Source organism: Pseudoalteromonas citrea (genome assembly GCF_000238375.3).
GTDB lineage: Bacteria > Pseudomonadota > Gammaproteobacteria > Enterobacterales > Alteromonadaceae > Pseudoalteromonas > Pseudoalteromonas citrea.
Genome location: NZ_AHBZ03000023.1, coordinates 235,392 through 260,830, shown reverse-complemented (window position 1 = coordinate 260,830; position 25,439 = coordinate 235,392). Strand labels below are relative to the sequence as shown.

General features: G+C 38.3%; 7 protein-coding genes. All 7 read left to right on the top strand.

Features of this window, described 5'->3' with window-relative positions; genetic code table 11:
* Positions 1-14 precede the first annotated feature (14 nt).
* The gene (locus PCIT_RS17100) at positions 15-9,962 is read left to right on the top strand and encodes a non-ribosomal peptide synthetase (protein WP_010365998.1); all 9,948 of its coding nucleotides are present in this window, start codon (positions 15-17) and stop codon (positions 9,960-9,962) included.
* Positions 9,959-13,603, top strand: a complete 3,645-nt coding sequence (locus tag PCIT_RS17095) for a non-ribosomal peptide synthetase (RefSeq protein WP_010366001.1) — start codon at positions 9,959-9,961, stop codon at positions 13,601-13,603. Before PCIT_RS17100 ends, PCIT_RS17095 begins: the two co-directional genes overlap by 4 nt.
* Positions 13,604-13,703: 100 nt before the next feature.
* Positions 13,704-14,966 carry a phenylacetate--CoA ligase family protein gene (locus PCIT_RS17090; protein ID WP_010366002.1) on the top strand — a complete coding sequence of 421 codons (1,263 nt, stop codon included), beginning with the start codon at positions 13,704-13,706 and terminating at the stop codon, positions 14,964-14,966.
* On the top strand, positions 14,959-16,170 hold the full coding sequence (locus PCIT_RS17085) for an aminotransferase class V-fold PLP-dependent enzyme (RefSeq protein WP_010366004.1): 1,212 nt from the start codon (positions 14,959-14,961) through the stop codon (positions 16,168-16,170). Before PCIT_RS17090 ends, PCIT_RS17085 begins: the two co-directional genes overlap by 8 nt.
* Positions 16,171-16,356: 186 nt before the next feature.
* Positions 16,357-17,388, top strand: coding sequence for a TauD/TfdA family dioxygenase (locus PCIT_RS17080; RefSeq protein WP_010366006.1), 1,032 nt, complete (start codon positions 16,357-16,359; stop codon positions 17,386-17,388).
* A gap of 105 nt (positions 17,389-17,493) precedes the next feature.
* On the top strand, positions 17,494-24,276 hold the full coding sequence (locus PCIT_RS17075; protein WP_010366008.1) for a non-ribosomal peptide synthetase: 6,783 nt from the start codon (positions 17,494-17,496) through the stop codon (positions 24,274-24,276).
* Positions 24,277-24,348: 72 nt separating this feature from the next.
* Positions 24,349-25,314: a TauD/TfdA family dioxygenase gene (locus PCIT_RS17070; protein WP_010366010.1), complete on the top strand. Its 966-nt coding sequence runs from the start codon at positions 24,349-24,351 to the stop codon at positions 25,312-25,314.
* The last annotated feature ends 125 nt before the right edge of the window (positions 25,315-25,439 follow it).

Genomic DNA, 25,439 nt, shown 5'->3' with positions numbered 1-25,439 from the left:
TTAAAGAGATAAACATGAAACTACGTGATTTTTTAGATATTTGCCGTACAAAGCAAATTCAGTTTTCATTAAAAAATGAAGAACTTAAAGTTAATGCTCCAAAAGGAGTCTTAACAGCTGATATTATCAAGCAACTCAAGATATTCAAAGTTGATATAGTAGAGCTACTACAAGAGCCTAGTTCGGAAAAATTAGTGGTGAACATTCAGCCTGGAGAGTCATTGTTGGCTTCACCTGGGCAGCAACAAATGTGGCTATTAAGCTCTATGCATACATTAGCTGACAGCTATCATTTCTATCGTTCAATTGAGTTTAACGGTGAGTTAAATATTAAGGCGTTAGAACAAACTTTTAAGGCAATAATTGAGCGTCATCATAGTTTGCGTACTGTATTTTTTGAAGAAGACGGTGCGATTTACCAACAAGTGCAAGTCGGAGCAAACTTCTCTTTACCTTTTGAAGATGTGAGTGGCTTATCCGGTGAGCAACAAGAGAAAATAATTTCTGATCAAACAGATACTATTAGGTTAATGCCATTTGATTTAGCTAAAGATCTAATGTTGCGCGTTAAATTATTTAAAACAGCTGACAATATTTATACGCTTAAACTTGTTTTGCACCACATAGCATCAGATGGCTGGTCACTAGGTGTACTCATCAACGAAGTAAAGGAGTACTATGCGTACTTTACTGGCAAGAGCGAAAACCAGCTCCCAGAACTGCCAGCACAATATACGGACTTTTCGGTTTGGGAGAGACAGAAACTAGAGACTCAGCAACATAACGATGCAATGAGTTTTTGGCGAGACTATTTGGCCGATGCCCCAGTAATGCATGGGTTACCTATTAAACGCCGACAGATAAAGGATACATATAACTTATCGACAGTTTCTAATACTTTAGATGCCTTAACAGTAAATGCTCTTAAGCTATATTGCCAGACTAATGGATTAACCGTTTTTCTATTTTTGGAGTACATGTTTGCTATTCTGTTGAGTCGCTATAGCCAAAGCCATGATATTGTCTTAGGAACCCCTGTGGGTAACAGGGGGGATGATCGGTTAGCTGGATTAATAGGTTATTTTGTTAACACCTTGACATTAAGGCATAGCATCGACTTGGAACAGAGCTTTTGTGAAGGGGTGCAGCAGAGTAAAAATAATGTCCTTACTGCAATGGAAAATCAGCAGGTGTCATTTGAGGAGATTGTAAATGAAATTGTAGAAGGGTATGACCGAACTTCATCGTGCAATCCATTAGTTCAGGTGATGTTTACCCTACAAAACAATGAAATACCTGAACTTGAATTTGAAGATCTCACCTGTTCTGTGACACATTATGATCAAAATAATGTGATGTTTGATTTGTATTTAAAGGGTGAAGAATCAGATGGGGAGATAAAGTTAGACTGGCATTATTTGGCAGAGCTCTTCGATCGAGACTTAATTGAGAGTATGGCTCGTCATTTTAATACTTTGATTCGCTCTGTGTTAAAAGATGATAATCAGATACTTGGTCAGGTGAACTTACTAACGAAAAGTGAGGTTGATCAACAGCTTGAATATGCACGTGGCGATGTTATAGAGTATATACAAAGTGAACCTGTACATGCTTTATTTGAGCAGCGTACATTAAATCACTCGAATGATATCGCGGTGGTGTCGGGTGAGCGACACTTGACCTATAAAGAACTCAATGAGCAAGCAAATCGCTTGGCGCACTACTTAATATCTCAAGGGGTTGGTAAAGATAAGTATGTCGGTGTTTATTTGGAGCGCTCTGTTAATTTATTGGTCAGCTTACTCGCTGTTTTGAAAACTGGCGCAGCATATATACCTTTTGAGCCAAATAATACGAAAGTTAGAAACCAGCAAATAATAGATGATACACAGTTAGAGTTAATGATCGTTAGCCCAACCTTATTATCTGAAGTGCCAAATAAAAGAGTTAATGTTTTTGTTATTGAACAGAATGTAAGTTGGTTAGAAACCTTCAGTAGATCTAACCCAAATGAACATATTGAACCAAATGATACTGCATATGTTATATATACCTCAGGTTCGACAGGAAAACCGAAAGGTGTTGAAATTAGTCATGCGAGCTTAATGGATTATTTGAATTATGGGTTGAAGCATTATTACGAAAACACGCTATGCGGCTCTCTTTTGGTAACCTCTCATGGCTTTGACATTGGTGTGCCAAGTTTGTACCTTCCTTTATTGGTTGGGGACACCGTTAAGCTACTATCGCAGCAGGATGTATTACACGATTTAGCGAAAGAAATTATTAATGATGATAACGTTTTATTGAGAATGACTCCCAAACATGTTGAAGGAGTATTGTTATTATTAAACAAAGATGTTTGTGCTAATCAACATGTTTTTGTGATTGGGGGTGAGCGTTTTGATAGTGCTTTGGCAGAAAAATTACAAACTACATTCCCAAACAGCCAGATATACAATCACTATGGGCCTTCAGAGTCTACAGTTGGGTGTATCATTTATGATGTATCTGCACATATAACTAACTTGCCACAGGAACTGCCGATAGGTAAGGCGATGGCAAATGCACAAGCCTATGTTCTAGATGAAAGGCAGTGTATATTGCCGACGGGAGTGGTAGGTGAATTGTATATCGGAGGCTCAGGGCTTGCTAAGGGATATTTGAATAGCCCGGAGCTTACTGCCGAACGCTTTATTGCAAACCCTTATTTTAACTCGGCACTGTCAGGTACCAGTGAGCGTTTATATAAAACAGGAGACTTAGTTCGTTTACTACCAGATGGTAATTTAGAGTTTATAGGACGTATAGACGACCAAGTAAAGCTATTGGGTTATCGAGTTGAACTTGGTGAAATAGAATATCATTTATCCATGCAATCGACTATTGACTCTGCGTTGGTAATGACCAAAGAGAATGAAGGCGGTGATAAATATTTAGTGGCTTATGTGAAGGCTTCTACAGAGGGACTCACGTGTGAGACAACTGAATTAATTTACACTGTTGATATGAACTTAAAAGATGCATTACCGCAATATATGGTTCCGGCAAGCATCGTATTAGTAGATGAATGGCCATTAACGCCTAATGGTAAGATAAACAAAAGTGCATTACGCAAACTCAATGAGAGCATTATAGAAGCAGTATGTATTGCCCCAGAAAGCGATGTTGAAAAGGAGTTGTTAGATATATGGACAGAGCTACTAAATTTAGAGGCTGATAAGGTGTGTGTTACAGCTGACTTTTTTGAATTAGGTGGTCATTCTTTATTGTCTATACGTTTATTATCGAAAATACGAAAGCACTTTGAAATTGAAATTGATATTGATACTTTGTTTTCTGCGCCAACTATTAAAGGGATTGCGGGGGTTATTGCGAAGAACAAAGGTGGCGTTAGCCGAGGTACCATAGTTGCGATGGAACAAGAAAGCGATGAGATCCCCCTATCTTTTGCGCAGCAGCGCTTGTGGTTTATTGACCAAATGCAAGGGAGTTCAGCAGAATATAACATGCCAGCAGCATTTATAGTTGAGGGGGATTTGAAGCCATCGTTAGTTGAAAAAACGCTAAGTACCATTGTTGCGCGCCATGAAATATTGCGTACAGTCTATTCTGAAAAAGAAGCTCTACAAATTACACGTAAAGAGACAGAGTTTAAATTAACACTTGCTGATTTGTCTCACTTAACTGATGAGGCACAAAATATAGCGCTGCAGCGGTTGATAGTTGAAGATGTTGAGAAACCATTTGATTTACAGTCCGATCTGATGATTCGTGCTAGCTATGTGAGTTTGACCGCAGGCAAAGGCATACTGTTATTCAATATGCACCATATAGTCAGCGATGGCTGGTCTATAGAAGTTTTAACGAAAGAGTTTTATACATTGTATAAGGCCTTTGCGGAGGGAAAGGAAAGTCCGTTACCAGAGCTAGAAATACAATATAAGGATTTTGCGTATTGGCAACGAGAGTGGTTACAAGGTGACGTGCTAGAGTTGCAACTAGCCTATTGGGAGCAGCAGCTTAATGAGTTACCCTCAGTACACAGCTTACGTTTAGACCTGCCAAGACCTGAGGTGAAACAATATGCTGGTGAAAAGGTCAGTAGTAATCTGCCAGCAAGTACAGCGCAAGCGATAAGCAAGCTTAGTCAAGAGCATCAACTCACACCATTTATGTTATTGCACAGTGCACTTGCATTGGTTTTATCACGCCATAGTAATAACTCAGATATTGTCATCGGTACTCCAGTAGCGAACCGTATGCAAGAAGAGCTGGAACCTTTGATTGGTTTCTTTGTTAATACGCTTGTATTACGGATTGATACGGCACATGATGATTTGAGTGACTATTTATCACATGTAAGGCAAGTTCATTTAGACGCGCAGGTAAATCAAGATGTACCATTTGAGTTACTTGTGGAGCGTTTAAAAGTCGCACGGACAACGGCTCATTCACCGCTATTTCAAATTATGTTAACTACCAGCACAGACTACGGATTAAACAGTGAAGATGACTTAGCATCATTTGCACTTCCTAGTGTTGATTTACGCCCTCTAGAATCAGATTTAATCCAAGCCAAATTTGATTTGAGCATCGACATGAGCATAAGTGCAAAGGGTATTAAATTAGATTGGATATATGATAAGGCCTTATTTACGAAAGCACATATTGAGCAACTTAATTCTCATTTGTCAAACCTTTTGACTAGCTTAGCTCAAGCTAGTTCTGTAAACAAAAAAGTACCAATGTTATCAATGTTATCGGATACAGAAGTGACATCGTTATTGAATGATTTCAATAGTACACAAGTGGATTACCCTAAGTCTAAATGTCTTCATCAGATATTTGAGGAGCAAGTTAAAGCCACACCGAATAATATTGCTTTAACCTTTGAAAACCAGGATTTAACTTATGCAACATTAAATGATAGAGCCAACCAGCTGGCGCATTGTATTAGAGCACGGCAAGACGTTATGCCAGATACATTAGTCGGTGTATGTGTGGATCGGTCGTTAGAAATGGTAATTGCAATACTTGCTGTTCTTAAATCTGGAGGGGCATATGTGCCCCTTGATCCGGAATATCCACAAGAGCGTTTAAGTTACATGTTCAAAGATGCAGAGTTAAATGTCCTGATAACTCATTCTAGTTTGCGCAATATGTTGCCTGAATTTTCTGGTGAAATGATTTATGTTGACAATTTAGGTGGCATAGAAAGTCCTGTAGGGTTTGCAAAGTACCCGGCTCATAATATACGTGTTGATGAATTAGGCTTAACTGCGGCACACTTGGCGTATGTGATTTATACTTCAGGCTCAACGGGCCAGCCTAAAGGTGTGTTAATTGAACATCAGAATACATTAGCAATGCTATTTTGGGCGAAATCAATATATAGTTCAGATGTGTTGTCTTCAGTTTTAGCGTCAACGTCGCTGAACTTTGACTTATCTGTATATGAACTGTTTTTGCCACTAATTTCAGGTACAAAAGCACATATAGTTAATAATGTTATGGACTTACATGGGCCAAGTGAGCTAGATGTCACATTGATTAATACAGTTCCCTCAGCTATGCAGGCACTCATAGATAACCATGCGATCCCTCAAACCACCCAAGTTATTAATTTAGCAGGTGAAGCTCTTTCAGCTAACTTAGTAAATGATATATTTGCACAGAGTAACGATATGACCGTATATAATCTATATGGCCCTTCGGAAGATACGACGTACTCTACTTTTGCACAATTTGATAAAGCAGTATTGAGTGCACCGAGTATTGGGCAGGTCATTTCAAATAGCCAAGGGTATATCTTAGATGCAAATAAAAATGTTGTGCCTCGAGGTACTGCTGGAGAGCTATATCTAGGTGGGGATGGGGTTGCGAGAGGGTATCTTAATTTACCAGAGTTGACTTCAGAACGGTTTATAGATAACCCATACTATGATGCCGCTACGTTAAATAGCAGTAAGCGGTTATATAGAACCGGAGACCTCGTCCGTTACTTGTCAAATGGCGAGCTTGAGTATTTAGGTCGGATAGACGACCAAGTAAAAGTTCGTGGGTTTAGGATTGAACTTGGAGAAATCGAACACCAATTGGGTAAGTTAAAAGAAGTTGAATCTGCCCTAGTGATGGTAAAGGGGAGTAATTTAGGTACTCAGCAATTGGTTGCTTATGTTAAACCTGTATCGGAGCTGCCTGGAGACGAAAGCGATGAGATGAAAGTTGTATTAACGGAATCTATAAGAAAGAGTTTACAAACTATTTTGCCAGCTTATATGGTACCAGACGCGTTTGTAGTAATGAATTTATGGCCTTTGAACTCAAACGGTAAAATTAATCGCAACGCTTTACCAGACCCTAGTGATGCAATGCTAAACGTTGAATATAAAGAAGCTGAAACTTATACTGAACAGGTGTTAGTGAAAGTTTGGGCTGAGTTATTAGATGTACCTGAAGATAAAATCAGTGTTACAGCGAGTTTCTTTGAACTAGGGGGGCATTCTCTACTTTCTATGCGCTTATCGTCTGAGATACGCAAGCACCTGGGGGTTGAACTTGAAATTAAAACTGTATTTTCTACCCCTATCCTGCAAGATTTAGCTAAGGTTATTATTAACTCTGGAAATGTTGAAAATAGTCGTGGTTCAATTAAAGCAATTAAACGCACAAGTGATAAGGCGGTAGTCTCTTTTGCGCAGCAGCGCCTATGGCTGATCGATCAATTGCAAGGAGGGTCTGCGGAATATAACATGCCAGCCGCATTTAAAGTTGATGGACCGCTTAATATTAGTCTAGTTGAGCGAGTGTTCAATACGATAATTGAGCGCCATGAAGTACTACGCACTGTTTATGTTGAAGAAGGTGAGGAAGCTTTACAGCATATTCGTCAAGAATTCGCTTTTTCTTTGGGTAGGCATGATTTCTCATTTATACCTGATGGTGAAAAAGATGATGCACTACAAAAGTTTATCGCAGAAGATGTCGCACTAGCATTTAATCTGAAAGAAGATTTAATGGTCCGTGCAAACTATATTAATCTTAGAGATCATAATGCGAGTTCTGGTATATCTCAATCAGGTGTACTGTTGTTTAATATGCACCATATTGCTACGGATGGTTGGTCGGTCGATGTACTAACGAAAGAGTTTTTTGTGCTATACCAAGCTTTCTCAGAAGGCCGAGCGAATCCATTACCTGCACTTGATATTCAGTATTCAGATTATGCACAATGGCAAAGAGAATGGTTAAAGGGCGAAGTACTAGAGTCGCAATTAAGCTATTGGGAGCAACAGCTTGCTGATGTACCTTTAGTACATGGGTTGCCTTTGGATAAACCCAGACCTGAGGTTAAAGAATATCAAGGCGCTATAGTTTCTCGTCAACTGCCAATTGAAGTGGCACGTGGCTTAAATAAGCTAGCAAAACAAAACCAATTGACTCCTTTCATGTTGCTTCATAGTGCTTTAGCTCTAGTGCTATCTCGCCACAGTAATAGTGCGGATATTGTGGTTGGGACACCAATAGCAAATCGATTACAAGCAGAGCTGACTCCGGTGATAGGCTTTTTTGTAAGCACACTAATATTACGATTAAATACGAACTATGAAAAGTTAGAAGACTATTTGGCACATGTAAAACAGGTACATTTGGATGCGCAATCTAATCAGGATGCACCATTTGAACAAATAGTTGAAAGGTTAAAAGTACCAAGAAGCACAGCTCATACGCCACTTGTACAAATTGTACTTAACACGAATATGAATTCGGGGTTAAATAGTGATGAAGAGGTTGCATCATTTAACTTACCTGGCGTAGAGCTTAGCCCGTTAGAGTCTAGCTTCGTGCAGGCTAAATTTGATTTCAATATCAATATGAGTATCAATGAAGAAGGAGTTGATTTACGCTGGACTTATGACACTGCGATATTTACTCAGGCACATATTGAACAGTTGGATGATCATTTAGCTAGGTTACTGAATGGGTTGGCAAACGTAGTGAGTTCGACAAAGACGTATGAGTTACCTATATTGTCAGAGTCGGAAGTGAACTACTTAGTCAATGTCTTAAATGAGACACCGTCCGGTTCAGTTAATACGAAAAATATTAATACTTTATTTGAAAGGCAGGCCGCTGAACATCCGGATAACATTGCAATTAAACATGCCGACGCAACCATGACATATCAACAGTTGAATGAGAAAGTTAATAGGTTGACACATTATCTACAAGAGCAGAAAATTGGAAAAGGAAGCTATATTGGAGTTTGTTTAGAGCGCTCACCAAACCTTCTTGTCTGTTTACTGAGTGTATTAAATTCAGGTGCAGCTTATATTCCATTTGAACCCAGCAATACAGAAAAGCGCAACGGGCAAATTATAGAAGATGCAAATGTTGAGTTGGTCTTTGTTGATTCAGCATTACAATCACGAGTTCCACAAAGTAGTGTAAAAACTTGTTTACTAGATGAAAGCTTAGATTGGTTAGATAGTTATAGTTGTGATCATAAACTTGAAAAGGCGTCGCCCTCAGATGTTGCTTATGTAATTTATACTTCAGGTTCTACAGGGAAACCTAAGGGTGTTGAAATCAGCCATCATAGTTTAATGGACTACTTAAACTTTGGCATGACACATTACTATAGCGACTCGCTGTTGGGATCTATGCTTGTGACATCACATGGTTTTGATATTGGTGTGCCGAGTTTATATATTCCTTTATTGACTGGAGGTAAGGTTCAATTATTAGCTCAAGATAATGTCGTTAACGATCTTGCAAAAGAAGTGACGCAACAAAGTAATGCATTATTGAGAATGACCCCGAAACATGTAGAAGGCATGCTCATCGTGTTAGGTGAACGTTGCTATGAACAGGAACATGTATTTGTGATAGGCGGTGAAAAATTTAGTAGTGATTTAGCCTTAAAGTTGCAAGAAGCATTTCCAAAGAGTCAAATCTATAATCATTATGGACCATCAGAGGCAACGGTTGGGTGTGTTATTTATGATGTAACTGCCAATATAAAGTCATTACCAATTGAGTTACCAATTGGTAAGGTTATGGACAATACGCAAGCTTATATACTTAATGAGCAGTTATGTATATTGCCAGTTGGAACTGTCGGAGAGTTATATGTAGGTGGTGATGGTTTAGCTAGAGGGTATTTAAATCAGCCCGAGCTCACAGCAGAAAAATTTATCGATAATCCTTTTTATGACTCTAATCAAAAAGGGGCAAGTTTAAGGCTATATAGAACGGGTGACTTAGCGTGTTATTTACCTGATGGGAACTTGGAATACATTGGGCGAATTGATGATCAAGTTAAAATTCGGGGGTATAGAGTTGAAATAGGTGAGATCGAGTATCAATTGAGCATTCAAGAAGGGGTAGAGTCAGCTTTGGTTGCTGCCAAAAAAAATGAGTCTGATGATTACCACTTAGTTGCATATGTGAAGCCTGAGCAGGCTGTATTTGAGAATGAGGAAAATATTACTGCTGAATATGCCATACAAGTTAAAGAGCGACTAAAAACAGCATTACCTGAATACATGATCCCAAGCGTATTTGAAATAGTGCAGGAATGGCCATTAACTCCGAATGGGAAAATTAACCGTAAGGCATTACCTGAATCGGGGGGAGTTGGCTCACAAGGTTGCTATATCGCTCCGGATACAAAGACTAAGAAGGAGCTGGTAACTATATGGTCTGAGTTATTGAAGCTGAATGCAGATAACTTAAGTGTAACGGCTGACTTTTTTGAGTTAGGAGGGCATTCGATTGCCGTATTGTCTGTTGTCCGGCGAGTCAAAGACTTATATCAAGTCGAAATAGGTATGGAAGATGTGTTTACGTATCCAACAATTTCATCATTGGCTGATTTAATTGAAAACCGGCTTGTATTAAAAGATATTAGGGACAACACACAAATTGAGGACGTAATAGAGGAGGGGGTGTTATGAATATAAAGCAAATAATTTCAAATGCGATAAATGCAGGGGTTGTACTGTATCAAGAAAGCGGGCTGTTAAAATACAAATTAATTAAGGGTGAGTTTCCGAGCGAATTAAAGTCTTTAATTGTGAGCCACAAAGAAGAAATAATTAGGTTTTTAATGGAGAATGACTCTTCTGATACTATTTATCAAGCACCGTTTAAAGTGGATAACGAGAATAATGGAGAGTTAGTTTTATCATATGAACAAGAGCGTTTTTGGTTTATAGATCAGCTAGAGGAATCATCAACTCACTATAACGTTCCTTTTGCTGTAGAAATACAGGGAAGTTTTGATTTAGAGATTGCGAAGGTTGCTTTATCGAGAGTTGTTGAAAGACACCATATTCTAAGAACGACGTACCATGAAAACAGTGATGGCCCATTTCAACGAGTTAATGAGTATGATACTGGACTTGAGCTTAAGGTACTTGATTTTTCAAAGGAGGCAAGTGCATCGAAAGAACGTATGGTTAAGGATGCAGTTGGTATGGAGTTTTTAACTGCATTTGATCTTGAGTCAGATTTAATGATTAGGGGTACATGGATACAAAAACAAGAAGATGTGGGAGTTTTTGTCGTTGTTTTACACCATATAGCATCTGATAATCATTCAAGCAACATATTACTGAAAGAGTTTTTTGAGAACTATCAGTCAATTAAGCTGGGGAACTTGACGGATCTGCCTGAGTTAACGCTTCAATATTCAGACTTTGCTCAATGGCAAAGGGATGTTAGTAGTGAGCAGTTAAAAGTCCAACTAGCATTCTGGCAAGATAAACTTAAGGGTATGCCTGTAGTACATAATTTGCCGTTAGATCACCCAAGGCCTGAGCAGCAAACTTTTGCAGGAGACTTTCAAAGGTCGACTCTACCTGCAGCATTGACCGCCAAGGTCGATGCTTATTGTAAACACAGAGGTATTACCGTTAATTTATTTTATGAAACGGTCTTTTCAATATTATTGAGTGCGTATTCACAAACAAACGATATAATCGTGGGTTCTCCAATAGATAAAAGAAATCATGAAAAGCTTGAACCAATGCTAGGGTGCTTTTCGGATACAATGTTGATGCGATTTGATGTCGATGACAAGTCTACTTTTAAAGAATATTTGTCTGAGGTACAAAAAGATTATGTTCAGTCATTGGCCAATGGTGAAATAAACTATAGCACGATCGTCAACGAGTTAGGTCATGAACGCAGTTTAGCATTTAGCCCAGTTCATCAAATCAGGTTTACATTACTTAGGAATGAAAGTGAGCACTTTGAGTTTGATGAGCTGAGTATTTCAGAGTTAAAAATGGAGGAAACGAAGACAAAGTTTGATCTTAGTTTCCAAGTATTCTGGAGCCAAAATAGTGTTGATGTTGGGTTACTGTATAGTACTGACATTTTTGAAAAAGATACCATCATGGGGTTTGTGGATTTTTATTCGAGCTTACTTGAGCAAGTATTGGAAGATGATAGTGTTCAGGTATCCACACTGCTTTGCGCTGAGCCGAGTGATGTCGAAGAGCAATTATTATTAGCGGGTGGAAACGTTCAGAGCCTAGAGGGTGAAAGTATTTCATCATTATTTAGCAAAACCGCTGAGCAATATTCTCAAAAAGTAGCATTAATTTGTGAGGAGCAGGAGCTCACTTTTACTGAGTTAGATCGAAGGGTAACTGCACTCTCCAGCGTATTATTAAATACGACTCCGGCAGGTGAGTATATTGGATTATATTTAAATAGAAGTATTGACACTGTGGTGGCAATGTTAGCAGCGTTGAAAGCTGGGGTTCCATATATACCCCTAGAACCTGGAAACCCCCGCCGTAGAAATGAGATGATAATTAAAGATGCGGGAATAAATACGATAATATACCATAGTGATACGCATGATAAGATATCTTTTTTTGCTGGGAAATTACTTAATATAGAAAGTGATATTGATACGAGTAAAATGCAACCCGCGATTTCCAATAAACTTAGTACTGACGTTGCTTATACAATTTATACTTCTGGTTCGACCGGTTTGCCAAAAGGTGTATTAAATACTCATAAAAACTTATTAAACTTTTACTATGTTTTTAAAGAACAATTGGATGGTTTTAATATGGAAGGTGATAATGGGTGGTTATGGGTATCATCTTATGCATTCGATGCATCGTTAAAAGGGCTAATTGCAGTTATTCTCGGTAATACAGTTGTTATACCGACAGAGCATGAAGTAAAGCACCCTGCAACGTTAGCAAAATTGATCAAGAATAATGATATTAAGGTATTTAATGCCACGCCATTACTGATGGAATTCGTATTGCCTGAGCTTATAGCTTCCGATATCGCGGTTGATCTTATTGTGAGTGGTGATAATATTAGTCAAGTATTAGTCAAGGATTTACATAGCTATTGTGAAAGAGTTAATCGTAGTGTAATTAATGCTTATGGCCCAACAGAGGCAACGGTTAATGCCGCGTTTACCAAACTACTGGCGAAAGAGCCTATTTCTATCGGTAAGCCAACGGTTAATACTCAGCTTTACATTTTAAATGGCGAGCAACACTTTATTCCAAAAGGTGCAATCGGAGAACTTTATATAGCAGGGGAATGCCTAGCTAGCGGATATTTGAATCGCGATGAATTAACACATGATAGCTTTATTCCATGCCCATGGGATAAAAATAAGTCGCTATTTAGAACTGGGGACTTGGTGCGATATTTGCCTAACGGTAATATTCAGTTTATTTCTCGAAATGATGACCAAGTAAAGGTGAGGGGTTACCGAGTTGAGCTTGGAGAAGTTGCTGCCCATATTCGAGGTATAGATAGTATAATTGATGCGGCGGTGACAATTAATGGTAAAGACTTAGGTGTTAATACTAAAATAGTGGCTTACTTTGTCACCAAAAAGCAGTCTAACTCTGACTGTATTGAGAGTAAAATAAGTCAAAGTTTACCAGGCTATATGATGCCGGATGAATATATACCAGTGGATGAAATCCCTAAAACACCAGGGGGTAAGGTTGATTTTAATCTGTTAAAGCAAATTAAACCTAGTAATAGGGGAAATCTACCTAACGTATTATCTCACGACAGTGATATTGAACAGAAGCTACGTAATATTTGGTGCTCAATCTTATCAGTTGAAAGTATCTCAGACAGTGATAACTTTTTCCAACTGGGCGGACATTCATTATTAGCAATGAAGTTGATTGGAGATATTAAAGAAGAATTTGATGTGAATATGGAGCTCAGAGACCTATTCTCACTGTTAACGTTTTCGAGTCAAATTGATTTCTTGGAAAGTCAGATCAAATGTGAGGGGGCTATAAATTCGACATCGTTAGCATCTAGCACCATAGAAGAGCAGCTATCTAAAATTTGGTGCCAAGTTTTGAATTTAGATGAAGTTGATGTTAAAGACAACTTTTTCCAAATTGGTGGACACTCATTATTAGCTATGAAATTGATTGCCGAAATAAAGGAAACTTTTGAGGTTTCACTGGAGCTTAGGGAGTTATTTTCACTGCTCACGTTAGAGAGTCAAATTGAGTGGTTAGCTGATAAGCTCAATATTTCGGGTGCAGATCAAAATGAAGATTTCGAGGAAGTGGATTGGGGTTAACATCTCAATCTACGGTTAATAGAACTACAGCCAGTTTGTATTAATAATAAAAATAAAAAACTGGCTCATGTACACAGTAAAATAGTAACGGAGCTATAGAATGAAAAACTTTAATAGTTTTTTAAAGGAATTGAGGTATGCGAATGATAATGTCGGATTCTATAAAAAATCTTTCTCAGAAAATAATATTGAACTAGAGAAAATTCAAGGTATCCAAGATGTAGATGACATCCCGTTTACTGATAAGGCTGACTACAGGAAAAACTTTCCGATTGGAACTTTAGCCAAAGGGTTTGTTATTAATCACCCTATGGTTACCAGTAGCCGAAGTTCAGGTTCAACAGGTGAAAGACTAATTACGATAGAAATGGGTATGAATTTACTTAACCGAGCAGTATCATGTACAAAAATCAATCCAGTAATTTTAGAAATTTTTACAAAGTTAGACAGAAAGATTGCGAGGTATGCGGCCCCTAATTGCTCTGATGTTGAGTGTGCGAACCCTAATAGTAGCATTGAAGATAGGACGTTGGCCGATAATACGCTAGTTTTACCTGTTTATCATGACCTCCTTACGACCACAGAGGCAATGATTGATAGAACAATCGAGGAAATTGAAACGTTTCAACCCGATCTCTTTTATATCGATCCAACACACTTTGCATTTTTGTTGAGGGAATATAAGAAACGAGGGTTAATGCCGCCTCAGATACCGATAATAGGTGCATACACTGGAACGACTGCATGCAGTAGAAGACAAATTACAGAGTTTTACCCCGATCCGAATATGTATAGCCAGCTTTTATCATCAACTGAGTTTGGTTGGGTTGCTATGGAGTGCAGTCATGGTCATTTACATGTAAATGATGATAGCTTCTTTTTTGAATATGTGGATTTGGAAGATGGAGAGGCACTTCCTGACTCGTTTAAAGAGCTTTGTATTTCTAGTATCGACCAAGGCGCTTCACCACATATTCGCTATCGTACGGCAGACATAGTTTCAGTCATAGAAGGCCAATGTGAGTGTGGAAGTGATAGACCGCAGATAATTATGGAAGGTAAATTATCTCATTTCTTATCTAAAGACGGGCTGCCTTTTTTGTCGCCTAATCAGGTCGACAGGCTGATTGGAGCGCCTCAATGGTTAGAACTATATCAGATAGAGCAAACTACGGAAAATAGCTTCCTATTAAAAATAATAGTCAATGAAAATTATGAACAAGGAAGTGAACAGTATATTGCTAATTCACTTCAAGAAAAGTTTGAAACAGGCATTCGAGTCGATGTTAGTGTCGTCAACTATATTTCAGCAGAAAGATCTGGTAAATATCAATATGTAAAAGGACTAATTAGTCATGTTTAAAGAAGAATTAACAATAAAAATCGCGAATGACTTTCCTGGTACAAAAACGGAAATAGATGGTCGCCGAGTGGTATATCTTGACAGTGCAGCAACATCATTGAAGCCACAGGCAATGATAGATGCAACGACTGAATATTATTCAGGTATATCATCCAATGTACATAGAGGCAAAAGCTATAGCCTTGAATTGGTATCAAATAGATATGAAGAAGCGAGGTATAAAACCGCAGAGCTACTATCATGCGCAGGTAATGAAATAGTTTTTTTGAGAAACACGACAGAAGCCGTTAACTTAGTTGCAGCTGGTTTGAGTTTGACAAAAGAAGATAAAGTCTTAATTTGTGCTGATTCCCATCACTCAAATTTATTGCCTTGGATGGCTCGTTCGAGTGTAGATACTGTCCGAGTATTACCTGCTGGTGGTTTGGATTTAGAGCATTATTATGAGCTGTTAAAGCTAAAACCAAAAGTTGTTGCAATAACACATTGTTCAAATGTCACTGGCATCTACAACCCGTTGGAAGAAATGACAAAAGCAGCGAAAGAAGTGGGGGCGATAGTGTTAGTGGATGCGGCTCAGTCAGTACCACATCGTAAGGTAAGTGTTTCAAAGCTAGATATTGATTTCCTAACTTTTTCACCTCATAAAATGCTAGGGCCGACTGGTATTGGGGTATTGTATGGTAAGAAAGATATGCTAGAGCAGTTGACTCCAGTAAATTATGGAGGGGGAATGGTTGATTGGGTAGACTTGGAGGAGTTTCGTTTACGAAAGTTACCGCATCGACTTGAAGCGGGAACACCTCATATAGCAGGTGCATACGGATTGACTGCAGCAATTGATTATATCAATGAGATCGGGTATAACACTATTTCTGCCCATGACACTTATATGGGTAAGAAAATGCTGAACATGGCATTGGAACGAGATTATATTCAAGTAGTTCAGCCAGATAGTGATTGTGATCGAGGGGCGGTATTGAGCTTTAGCATCCCTTCACAACCAAAGTTAGATGATATCGCGAGAGTACTTAGTGATACGTATGGCATTATGTGTAGGAATGGTCACTTATGTGCACAGCCTTATATTGAGTCTGTAGCTGGGTCGCAGGTGTTGAGAATATCTACATATTTATATAATACAGAGTCTGAAATTGAACATTTCTTTAGTGCTTTAGATGATTTAAACACATTTATGTTTTAACTCAACGGTACAGCCCAGTGTTATTAAATCAAGAGATTATTGTACTAGGCTTTACCTTGTTGTTGCTCACAATGACGAAGTAACTTGGCTATCTAATTCGATTATTAAGTAAGTTTTTATAGTCGTTAAAAGAAAAGGTTTGGTTTCTTGCCAAGGAAATTGATTTACGGTAAATAGGAAAATATCATGGATACACAAGAGGATTTTGGTCTTTTAGAAGATGATAAAGTAAAAGTTGGCTTTCTATCAGCAAAAAAATTACCTTTAGTCATACACGCAATTGATGAAAGTGTGAGTTTGAATGACTGGTTTTTGATTAATGAGGATTTATTAAAAGAGCTGAGAGACCAATATGGTGCAATTTTATTCAGGGGTTTTAATATCGATACAGCCAGCAAATTTGAAGACTTTGTGACATTGAGCAGTAGTTCTCCAATGGACAATTATTTGGAGAGGCAATTGAAGCGAGATCGGGTTGAAGGTAATGTTTTCACTTCTACTGCGCACCCGAAAGAAGGTGAGATATTTCTTCACAATGAACAATCTTTTAATTTAGTTTTTCCACGAAATATATATTTCAACAGCCATACGGTTGCGCAGAAGGGGGGGTGTACACCATTAGCTGATACGCGGAAAATTTTCGCTAAAATCCCAGCTGAAATTAAAGAGCGCTTTATGGCTGAGGGTTACTTATATCAGCGTAACTTTATGGAGTACGTCTACGTTGAATGGCAATGGGCGTTTCAAACAGAGAATAAAAAAGAAGTTGAAGAATATTGTGGTGAACATGAGATTGATTTCCAGTGGGGTGATGAGAAAAGCCACATTAAGCTCAATACTAAACAAATTCGCCCTGTTGTTGCCATTCACCCAAATACAAAAGAGCCTTGTTGGTGTAACCATTTCCTACCATTTAATGTATACACATTAGAGTCCCAAATGCAGACGATGATTATGCAGTCATTCTCAGAAAATGAATATCCGTATCACACCTTTTATGGCGATGGCACACATGTTGATCCTGACGTAGTCGCTTTGATACAGCAGATATATTTAGACGAACAGGTTACATTTGATTGGCATAAGGGTGATGTTCTAATGGTCGATAATTTATCTGTAGCGCATGGGCGTCAATCATTTGAGGGCGAACGACTTGTTTTAACTGCATTATCAGAGCCCTGTGATTGGCGTAATCTAGAAGTGGGTACTGCGGGGTAATGAATTTTTACTAAAGGCATTATATGCTACCAGTATTCGATCTCACGAGTGAGATGCACCTCCCATTTGATTGTTAGAAGATAAAGAGTGTAAGCAGAGAAAATAATGAGTAATGTAAGAAGCACTATAGAAAAGCTTGAACGTTTAGGAATCCAGTTCTATCTAGTTGACGGTAAACTCAAAAGTAAGGCCAAAAAAGGTGCGATCACGACCGAAGTTTCAGCCTTGATTAAAGATCAGAAACAAGAGATAGTTGATTTTCTAAGTTGCGAGAGTAACGAGACTGAGCATCAAAAAAAGTTACCTAAAATAGAGAAGTTAAGTTTAGATAAAGCTGCTATGTCCTTTGCTCAACAGCGCTTATGGTTTATTGATAAGTTACATCAAGGAACGGTTGATTATAATATTTCCGCTGCCTTTTCAGTGATTGGCCATTTAAATATTGCTTTGGTTGAAAAAGTATTAAATATAATTATTGAGCGACATGAAATACTCCGAACTATTTACGTTGAAGAAAGAGGTTCCACGATTCAGCATATTATGCCGTTTGTAAACTTTGCAATTACTCAGCATGATTTATCTTCTTTAAATGGCAATGATAAAAGTAAGGCTCTACAAGCGTTAGTGATAAATAATGCGAAACAGCCCTTTAATTTAGAGTCTGATTTGATGTTACGGGTAAGTTATATTCAATTAGCCCATGAAGATACTTCGGTTAATAATAGTAATGAAGGCGTACTACTATTTAATGTGCATCACATCGCATTTGATGGTTGGTCTAAAGATATTCTATTAAGGGAGTTTGTTACTTTATATCGGTCGTTTAGTGAGGGGATTGCGAACCCCTTGCCAGCGCTAGATATACAGTATTCAGATTACGCGACTTGGCAGCGGGGCTGGCTGAAAGGGGAAGCCTTGGAGTCTCAAATTAGCTATTGGGAAAAGCAACTGTATGATATTCCTCATGTACATGGGTTACAATTAGAATCGTCTCGAAGTGAAACTAATGGGCGCCAAGGAGCTAAACTAATAGGAAGTTTACCGAAGACTATTAGTAAGGCACTGCAAGATAAAGCGAGTGAATATCAATTGACACCATTTATGCTGTTGCATGGGGCTTTGTCGTTGTTACTATCACAGTATAGTGATAGCAATGATATAGTAATAGGTACGCCAATAGCGAACCGATTAGAAAAAAAGCTGTCTTCCCTCATTGGCTTTTTTGTTAATACGCTCGTTTTGAGAGTGGATACAGCACATGAGAATTTGGCTGATTATTTTGCCCATGTTAGACAAGTACACTTAGGTGCTCAATCGAATCAAGATGTACCATTTGAGCAACTGGTTGAACGTTTAAAGGTGCCAAGGAGTAACGTTCATAGTCCATTGTTCCAGATTATGCTTACAGCAGATACAAATAATGGGGTTGATAGTGGGGATATAGATACGCTTGATTTATCAGGTGTACAATTAGCGCCTTATCAATCTGAATCAATATTGGCTAAATTTGAACTGGAGGTGCATTTTAGTATCGGTACATCTGGAATAAAGATTAACTGGATATATGATAAGTGTTTATTTAGCGAGGATAAAATCACCCGATTAAATGCACATTTATGCCATTTGTTGACAGCCTTAAGTGAGGTTGCAGAAGAGAGCGAGTCTCTAGATACTTTAATGATGCTCTCTGAAACGGATCAACATCATTTACTCACAGAGCTTAATGACACAAGGGTGGCATACCCCAAGGAGTTGTGTATTCATGAGTTGTTTGAGCAGCAAGCCATCGAGAACCCGGACAATGTGGCAGTAGTATTTCAGGGGGAGCAATTGACTTATAAAGCTTTGAATGAGCGCTCGAACCAGTTAGCACATTACTTAGTAGAGCAGCATCAAATAAAGCCAGACACATTGGTGGGGTTATGTACCGAGCGGTCTTTAGAGATGGTGATAGGGATATTAGGGATTTTAAAGGCTGGGGGGGCATATGTGCCAATGGATCCGAGTTATCCAAAAGAGCGACTCGCATATATTATGGAAGATGCGGCGCTGGATGTAGTGCTGACGCAAGGTTTGGGGGCAGAAGCTTTAGCGGGGCATACGGGATCCCTAATTGGATTAGAAGCTGGGGATGTATATGCGTCTTATAGTAAGGTGGGGTTGGAAAGATCACAACAGGGCTTAACGTCAAAGAATTTGGCTTATGTCATTTACACGTCCGGGTCAACGGGTAAACCAAAGGGAGTGATGATCGAGCATTTATCTTTATTAAACTATCAATTGCATATGCAAGAAGCATATGCAATGAGTTCTGATGATGTAATTCTGCAGTTCTCAAATATTTGCTTCGATATATTTGTTGAGGAATTCTTTGGTTCACTTACCTTAGGAGCCAGTCTAGTACTAAGTGATTCAGAATGCCGAAATAGCCTACAGAGTTTTATTCGTTTTTGTGAACGTTATTCGGTCTCAATAGTGAGTTTACCAACTGCTTTTTGGGCTCAGTTAGTTTGTGATAGGCAAGTATGCAAAGCTTCATCGCTAAAGACCGTCATTGTGGGTGGGGAAACTTTGACTGCGTCAACAGTGAGTAATCATTACCACTGTTTGGGAAGTGATACGCAGCTCATTAATACTTACGGACCTACGGAGACAACGATTACCGCCGCGACTTATGTTACTTCTAATGATGATGATTGTGAAAAGCCTGTGCCGATAGGTAAAGCTAATATTAATAACCAATTGCTTATTTTGGATTCACGACAGAACCTTATACCTAAGGGGTCAGTAGGGGAATTATATATAGGTGGTGACGGTTTAGCCAGAGGCTATTTAAATAGAGAAGAATTAACCGCGAAGCATTTTATAAAAAACCCATTCTATTGTGATGGCGGGTCAGAGTATCTATATCGAACTGGTGACTTAGTGAGATATGTTGAAGATGGCAATATAGAATTTTTAGGCCGAGAAGACGATCAAGTAAAAATCCGGGGCTTCAGAGTTGAGTTGGGTGAAGTGGAATTACAACTGGCAACGCAAGCTGGTGTTGATTCTGCCGTTGCAATGGTGAAAACGATAGCCGGTAATCAGCAATTGATAGGGTACATTAAGTTGAATCATGCAGTTGATGAATTAGCACAAACAGACTTCGCATTACAAGTACAAAAAAATATGGCAATTAAACTGCCTGATTATATGATCCCCAACTTAATTCAAGTAGTTGAAGGTTGGCCGTTGACGCCGAATGGAAAAGTAAACCGTCGTGCATTACCGTTACCTGATGAAGGTAAATTACATGGTGAATATATCGCACCTGAAACTGACGTTGAGTTATTATTATCTAGAGTTTGGTCTGAGCTATTAGGGATCGATGCAGGTAAAATAAGTAAAGCGGCTAATTTCTTTGAATTAGGTGGTCATTCCCTACTTGCAATGCGTTTATCGTCGAAAATACGTGAACTACTTAATATGGAGCTTGAAGTTACGGCTGTATTTGCCACACCGATTTTACAAGAGTTAGCAAAGGAAATAGAGATAAAGCATTGCACCACAAGCCGTCCTGAAGTTATACCAGTAGAACGTGAGAATGGTATAGCTGAGCTATCATTTGCGCAGCAACGCATATTATTGGTGGATCAAATGCAAGGAGCTTCTCCAGAGTACAATATGCCAACGATTTTAAAAGTTTCAGGCGACTTAGATATTAAATTGGTTGAAAAAACTCTAAATGCAGTGATTGCACGACATGAAGTATTACGGACGGTATATATCGTAGACTCAGATATACACTATCAAAAAATTCGTAATGAATTTCAGTTTGTTTTGGGGTCACATGATTTATCAAACTTGCCAGAAAAAGAACGCGGAGAGATATGTAAGTCATTGATAGGTGAGGAGTTGAATTCTCCATTTGATTTGCGTAAAGACTTAATGATCCGAGGGGCTTATGTTTGCCTGAAGAAAGCTAATGAGTACAGTAATTCTGTCTCCGAAGGGTTATTGATGCTTAATATGCATCATATTGCTTCTGATGGTTGGTCAACCGAAGTCTTGATCCAAGAGTTTTTTACTATTTATCAGTCGTTATTAGAAAAGAAGAGCATTACTCTACCAAACTTGGAGATCCAGTATGCTGATTATGCTATTTGGCAAAAAAAGTTTATACAAGATGGCATGCTGGAGTCACAACTAGATTACTGGCAAAGGCAGTTGGAGGAGGTACCACCGTTACATGGTTTACAGTTAGATAAAAAGAGGCCGCCTGTTAAAGGGTATGAAGGTGGTATCGTTACCGCTGAGTTACCAAGCAATATTGCGAAGACATTATTAAAATTAGCAAATCAACAGCAACTAACTCCGTTTATGTTACTGCATAGTGCATTAGCTGTCGTACTTTCGCTAAATAGTAACTCTCACGATATTGTGGTAGGTACGCCTATCGCAAATAGGTTGCAAAGTGAGTTGGATCCGCTCATTGGCTTTTTCACAAATACATTGGTTTTAAGAGTTAATACAGATTATGAAACGTTAGATGATTTCTTTGCTGCGGTGCGAAATGTTCATTTAGGTGCTTTGTCACATCAGGATGTACCATTCGAGCAACTAGTTGAAAAGTTAAATATACCAAGGGGAGCAGGGCATACGCCATTGTTTCAAATTCTGTTAACCACTAATACAAATTATGGCGTAAATAGCGCTGAGCAACAAGCGTTGTTTAATTTGCCAGGTGTTGAATTTCATTCGTTACAGCCGGATACAGTTCATGCGAAGTTTGATTTAAATATAAGCTTGAATATCAGTGAACAAGGAATAGGATTGAAGTGGATTTATGACGTGGGGCTATTTAATCAGACAACGATCGAACGATTGAATGACCAACTTCAGCGAGTGCTTTGTGAATATGCTGAGCATATTGATAATACAGAATTTAAAATGGATGATCTAACCATATTATCAAGTAGTGAGAGTGAATATCTTATTCATGAGGTTAATAGTAATACAGTCGAGTATGCGCAAGACAAATGTGTGCATGAGTTAATTTCTTACCAGGCTCAACTGTCACCATATAATACAGCTATAATATCCGCTGGTGAGTCCATGAGTTATCAAGAGTTGGATAAAGCATCCAATAAACTAGCTCAGTATTTAGTCCGTGAAGGTGTTGGTATTGGAGATTGTGTTGGGGTTTGTTATGAGCGCTCTACTCATTTATTGGTATGTTTTTTAGCTGTTCTGAAAGTGGGTGCAGCATATATACCTTTTGAGCCAAGAAATACGGAAGATAGAAATGCGCAAATAATTGCAGATGCGAAACCAAAAATAGTGTTAGTTAACAGTTCTTTAGTAAGTTTTATTCCACAAGAAGTTGTTAAGGTGCTCATAGTTGATAAGTGTTTGAAAGAGCATCGTTGGTTAGAACAATATAGTGATAACCCTCTTAATCTGAAAGTATCTCTAGATAATGTCGCATATATCATTTACACATCGGGCTCTACAGGGAAACCAAAAGGAGTTGAGATCTGTCATGCGAGCTTGATGGATTACTTAAACTATGGACTAACTCATTATTATGATCGAATGAAGATGTCGGGTTCTTTACTGGTGACGTCTCATGCGTTTGATATAGGTGTCCCGAGCTTATATTTACCGCTTTTGAGCGGCAATATAGTAAAGTTATTAACGCAAAATAATGTTTTGCCAGACTTAAGTAAGGAAATTCGTCAAAAAGGGAATCAATTATTAAGAATGACACCCAAACATGTAGAGGGTATGCTAGTATTGCTGGGTGATGAAATTTGTCTTAACGGCCATGTATTTGTGATTGGTGGAGAACGATTCGAAAGTTCGCTGGCAAAAAGGTTACAAGTACAATTTCCAAATAGTCAGATTTATAACCATTATGGGCCTTCAGAATCTACGGTGGGATGTATTATTTATGATGTAACAGCTCATATCGAAAGGTTGCCAGATGAGTTGCCTATTGGTAGAGTAATGCCGAATGCGCAGGCTTATGTTTTGGATGATAGACTGCGATTGTTGCCTAAGGGAGTAATTGGTGAACTATACATTGGTGGTAATGGTTTAGCGAAAGGTTATTTAAATAATGCTGCGTTGAGCACAGAACGCTTTATAGAAAGCCCCTTTTCTAAAACAGCCAATGGCATCACAGATACACGTTTATATAAAACGGGTGATTTAGTGCGTTTTGCAACGGATGGAAATTTAGAATTTATCGGGCGTAGCGATGATCAAGTTAAAGTTCTAGGCTATAGAATTGAGTTAGGGGATTTGGAGTACCATCTTACACAACAGGTGGAGGTGGACTCGACAGTTATTATCGTAAAAGAGAACAATGTTGGTGATAAATACCTTGTTGCGTATGTTAAGTCTTCACAAGAGTATCTCACATGTGAGACGATTGAAGTCCATGCTTTTGAGTTTACAGATAGGATATTTAAAAGACTAAAAGCATTACTACCATACTATATGGTACCTAGCAGTATCGTATTGGTGGAAGAATGGCCGCTAACCCCGAACGGGAAGATAGATAAAAAAGCTTTATCAAACTATAGTGATGATAGCAGGCGGCAGAGCGTGGTAGTCGCACATACAGAAGTTGAAAGGGAATTGGTTGCTATTTGGTCGAAGTTATCGGGATCTTCTGTTGACGAAGTGTGCATAGAAAGAAATCTATTCGATCAAGGAGGACATTCACTGTTAATTGTTAGGCTTTTTACACAGGTACGTAATGTATTCTCTGTTGAGTTGACGATGAGTGATTTTATTCGAACGCTTAGCTTGAGAGAGATTTCTAGTTTTATCTCTTCTTTTAGGTTGGATACGGCTAGTGAGCTCGATGTTGAAGATATGGAAGAGCTTGAATTATAGAAATGGGGAATATCGTAATCATATGGCCCAAGTAAAGGGTCATATGGTTAATATTTATTAAGGAGTTTTGTTATGCATATGGTTAATTTGGGTTTTATCAATGAAAGTAAGTTACCAATACAAGTTGAAGCGATAGATTCAAAGCAAGATGTCACTAGTTGGGCAAAGGAAAATAAACAAGAAGTTCTCACTTTACTAGATGAGCATGCAGGCATATTATTTCGAGGTTTTGATATACCGGATGTACCGGCTTTTGAAGGGTTTGTTCAAGGACTGTTTGAAAATTTAAAAGGAGATTATGGGGATTTACCAAAAGCAGACGGAAGTAAAAAAATATATAAGTCAACGCCATACCCTGACAATATGAAAATATTGTTTCACAATGAATCATCTCATTTGAATATATGGCCACAAAAGCAATGGTTTTTTTGCGAACACCCTTCAAAGGTTGGTGGGCATACTCCAATTGTTGATTGTCGGAAAGTATATGAAGACTTATCACCTATGGTGAAAGGGATGTTTAAAGAAAAGGGTTTAAAATATATCAGAACGTTTAGAAAGCGATTAGATGTTCACTGGAGTGACTTTTATAAGACGGACTGTAAAGCTGAAGTAGAAAAAATTTGCAACAACAGTGGTACACAATTTGAGTGGTTTGCTAATGATGTTTTGCAAACCAGCAATTTAGCACCGGCAATAGTGAATCACCCAAAAACTAACGAGTTATCTTTTTTTAATCAAGTTCAGTTGCACCACCCTTCGTATTTAGACCCATCAGTAAGAGAGATGTTGGTAGAGATGTATGGTGAGAATAAATTACCTCGTAATGTATTATTCGGTGATGGCACTAAAATTCCCGATGAAGTGTTAGAAGAGGTAAACGCTTGTTATGACAAACATGCGATAAGGTTCGATTGGCAGCAAGGAGATATATTAATGTTAGATAATATGTTGATAGCGCACGCTCGAGACGAATTTGAAGGTAAGCGAAAAATCGGCGTTGCAATGGGTGATATGTTTCAAAATATTACTGATTAATTCAAATTTTATCTTCCGGCAGTTATAGAAGAAATGACAACTAGATTTAGTTTAAAATCAGTCTTTAAAATATTATTAGTTTGCTATAAGCAGTAAACGAGAGAGTTTTTATTTGTTAATGCACA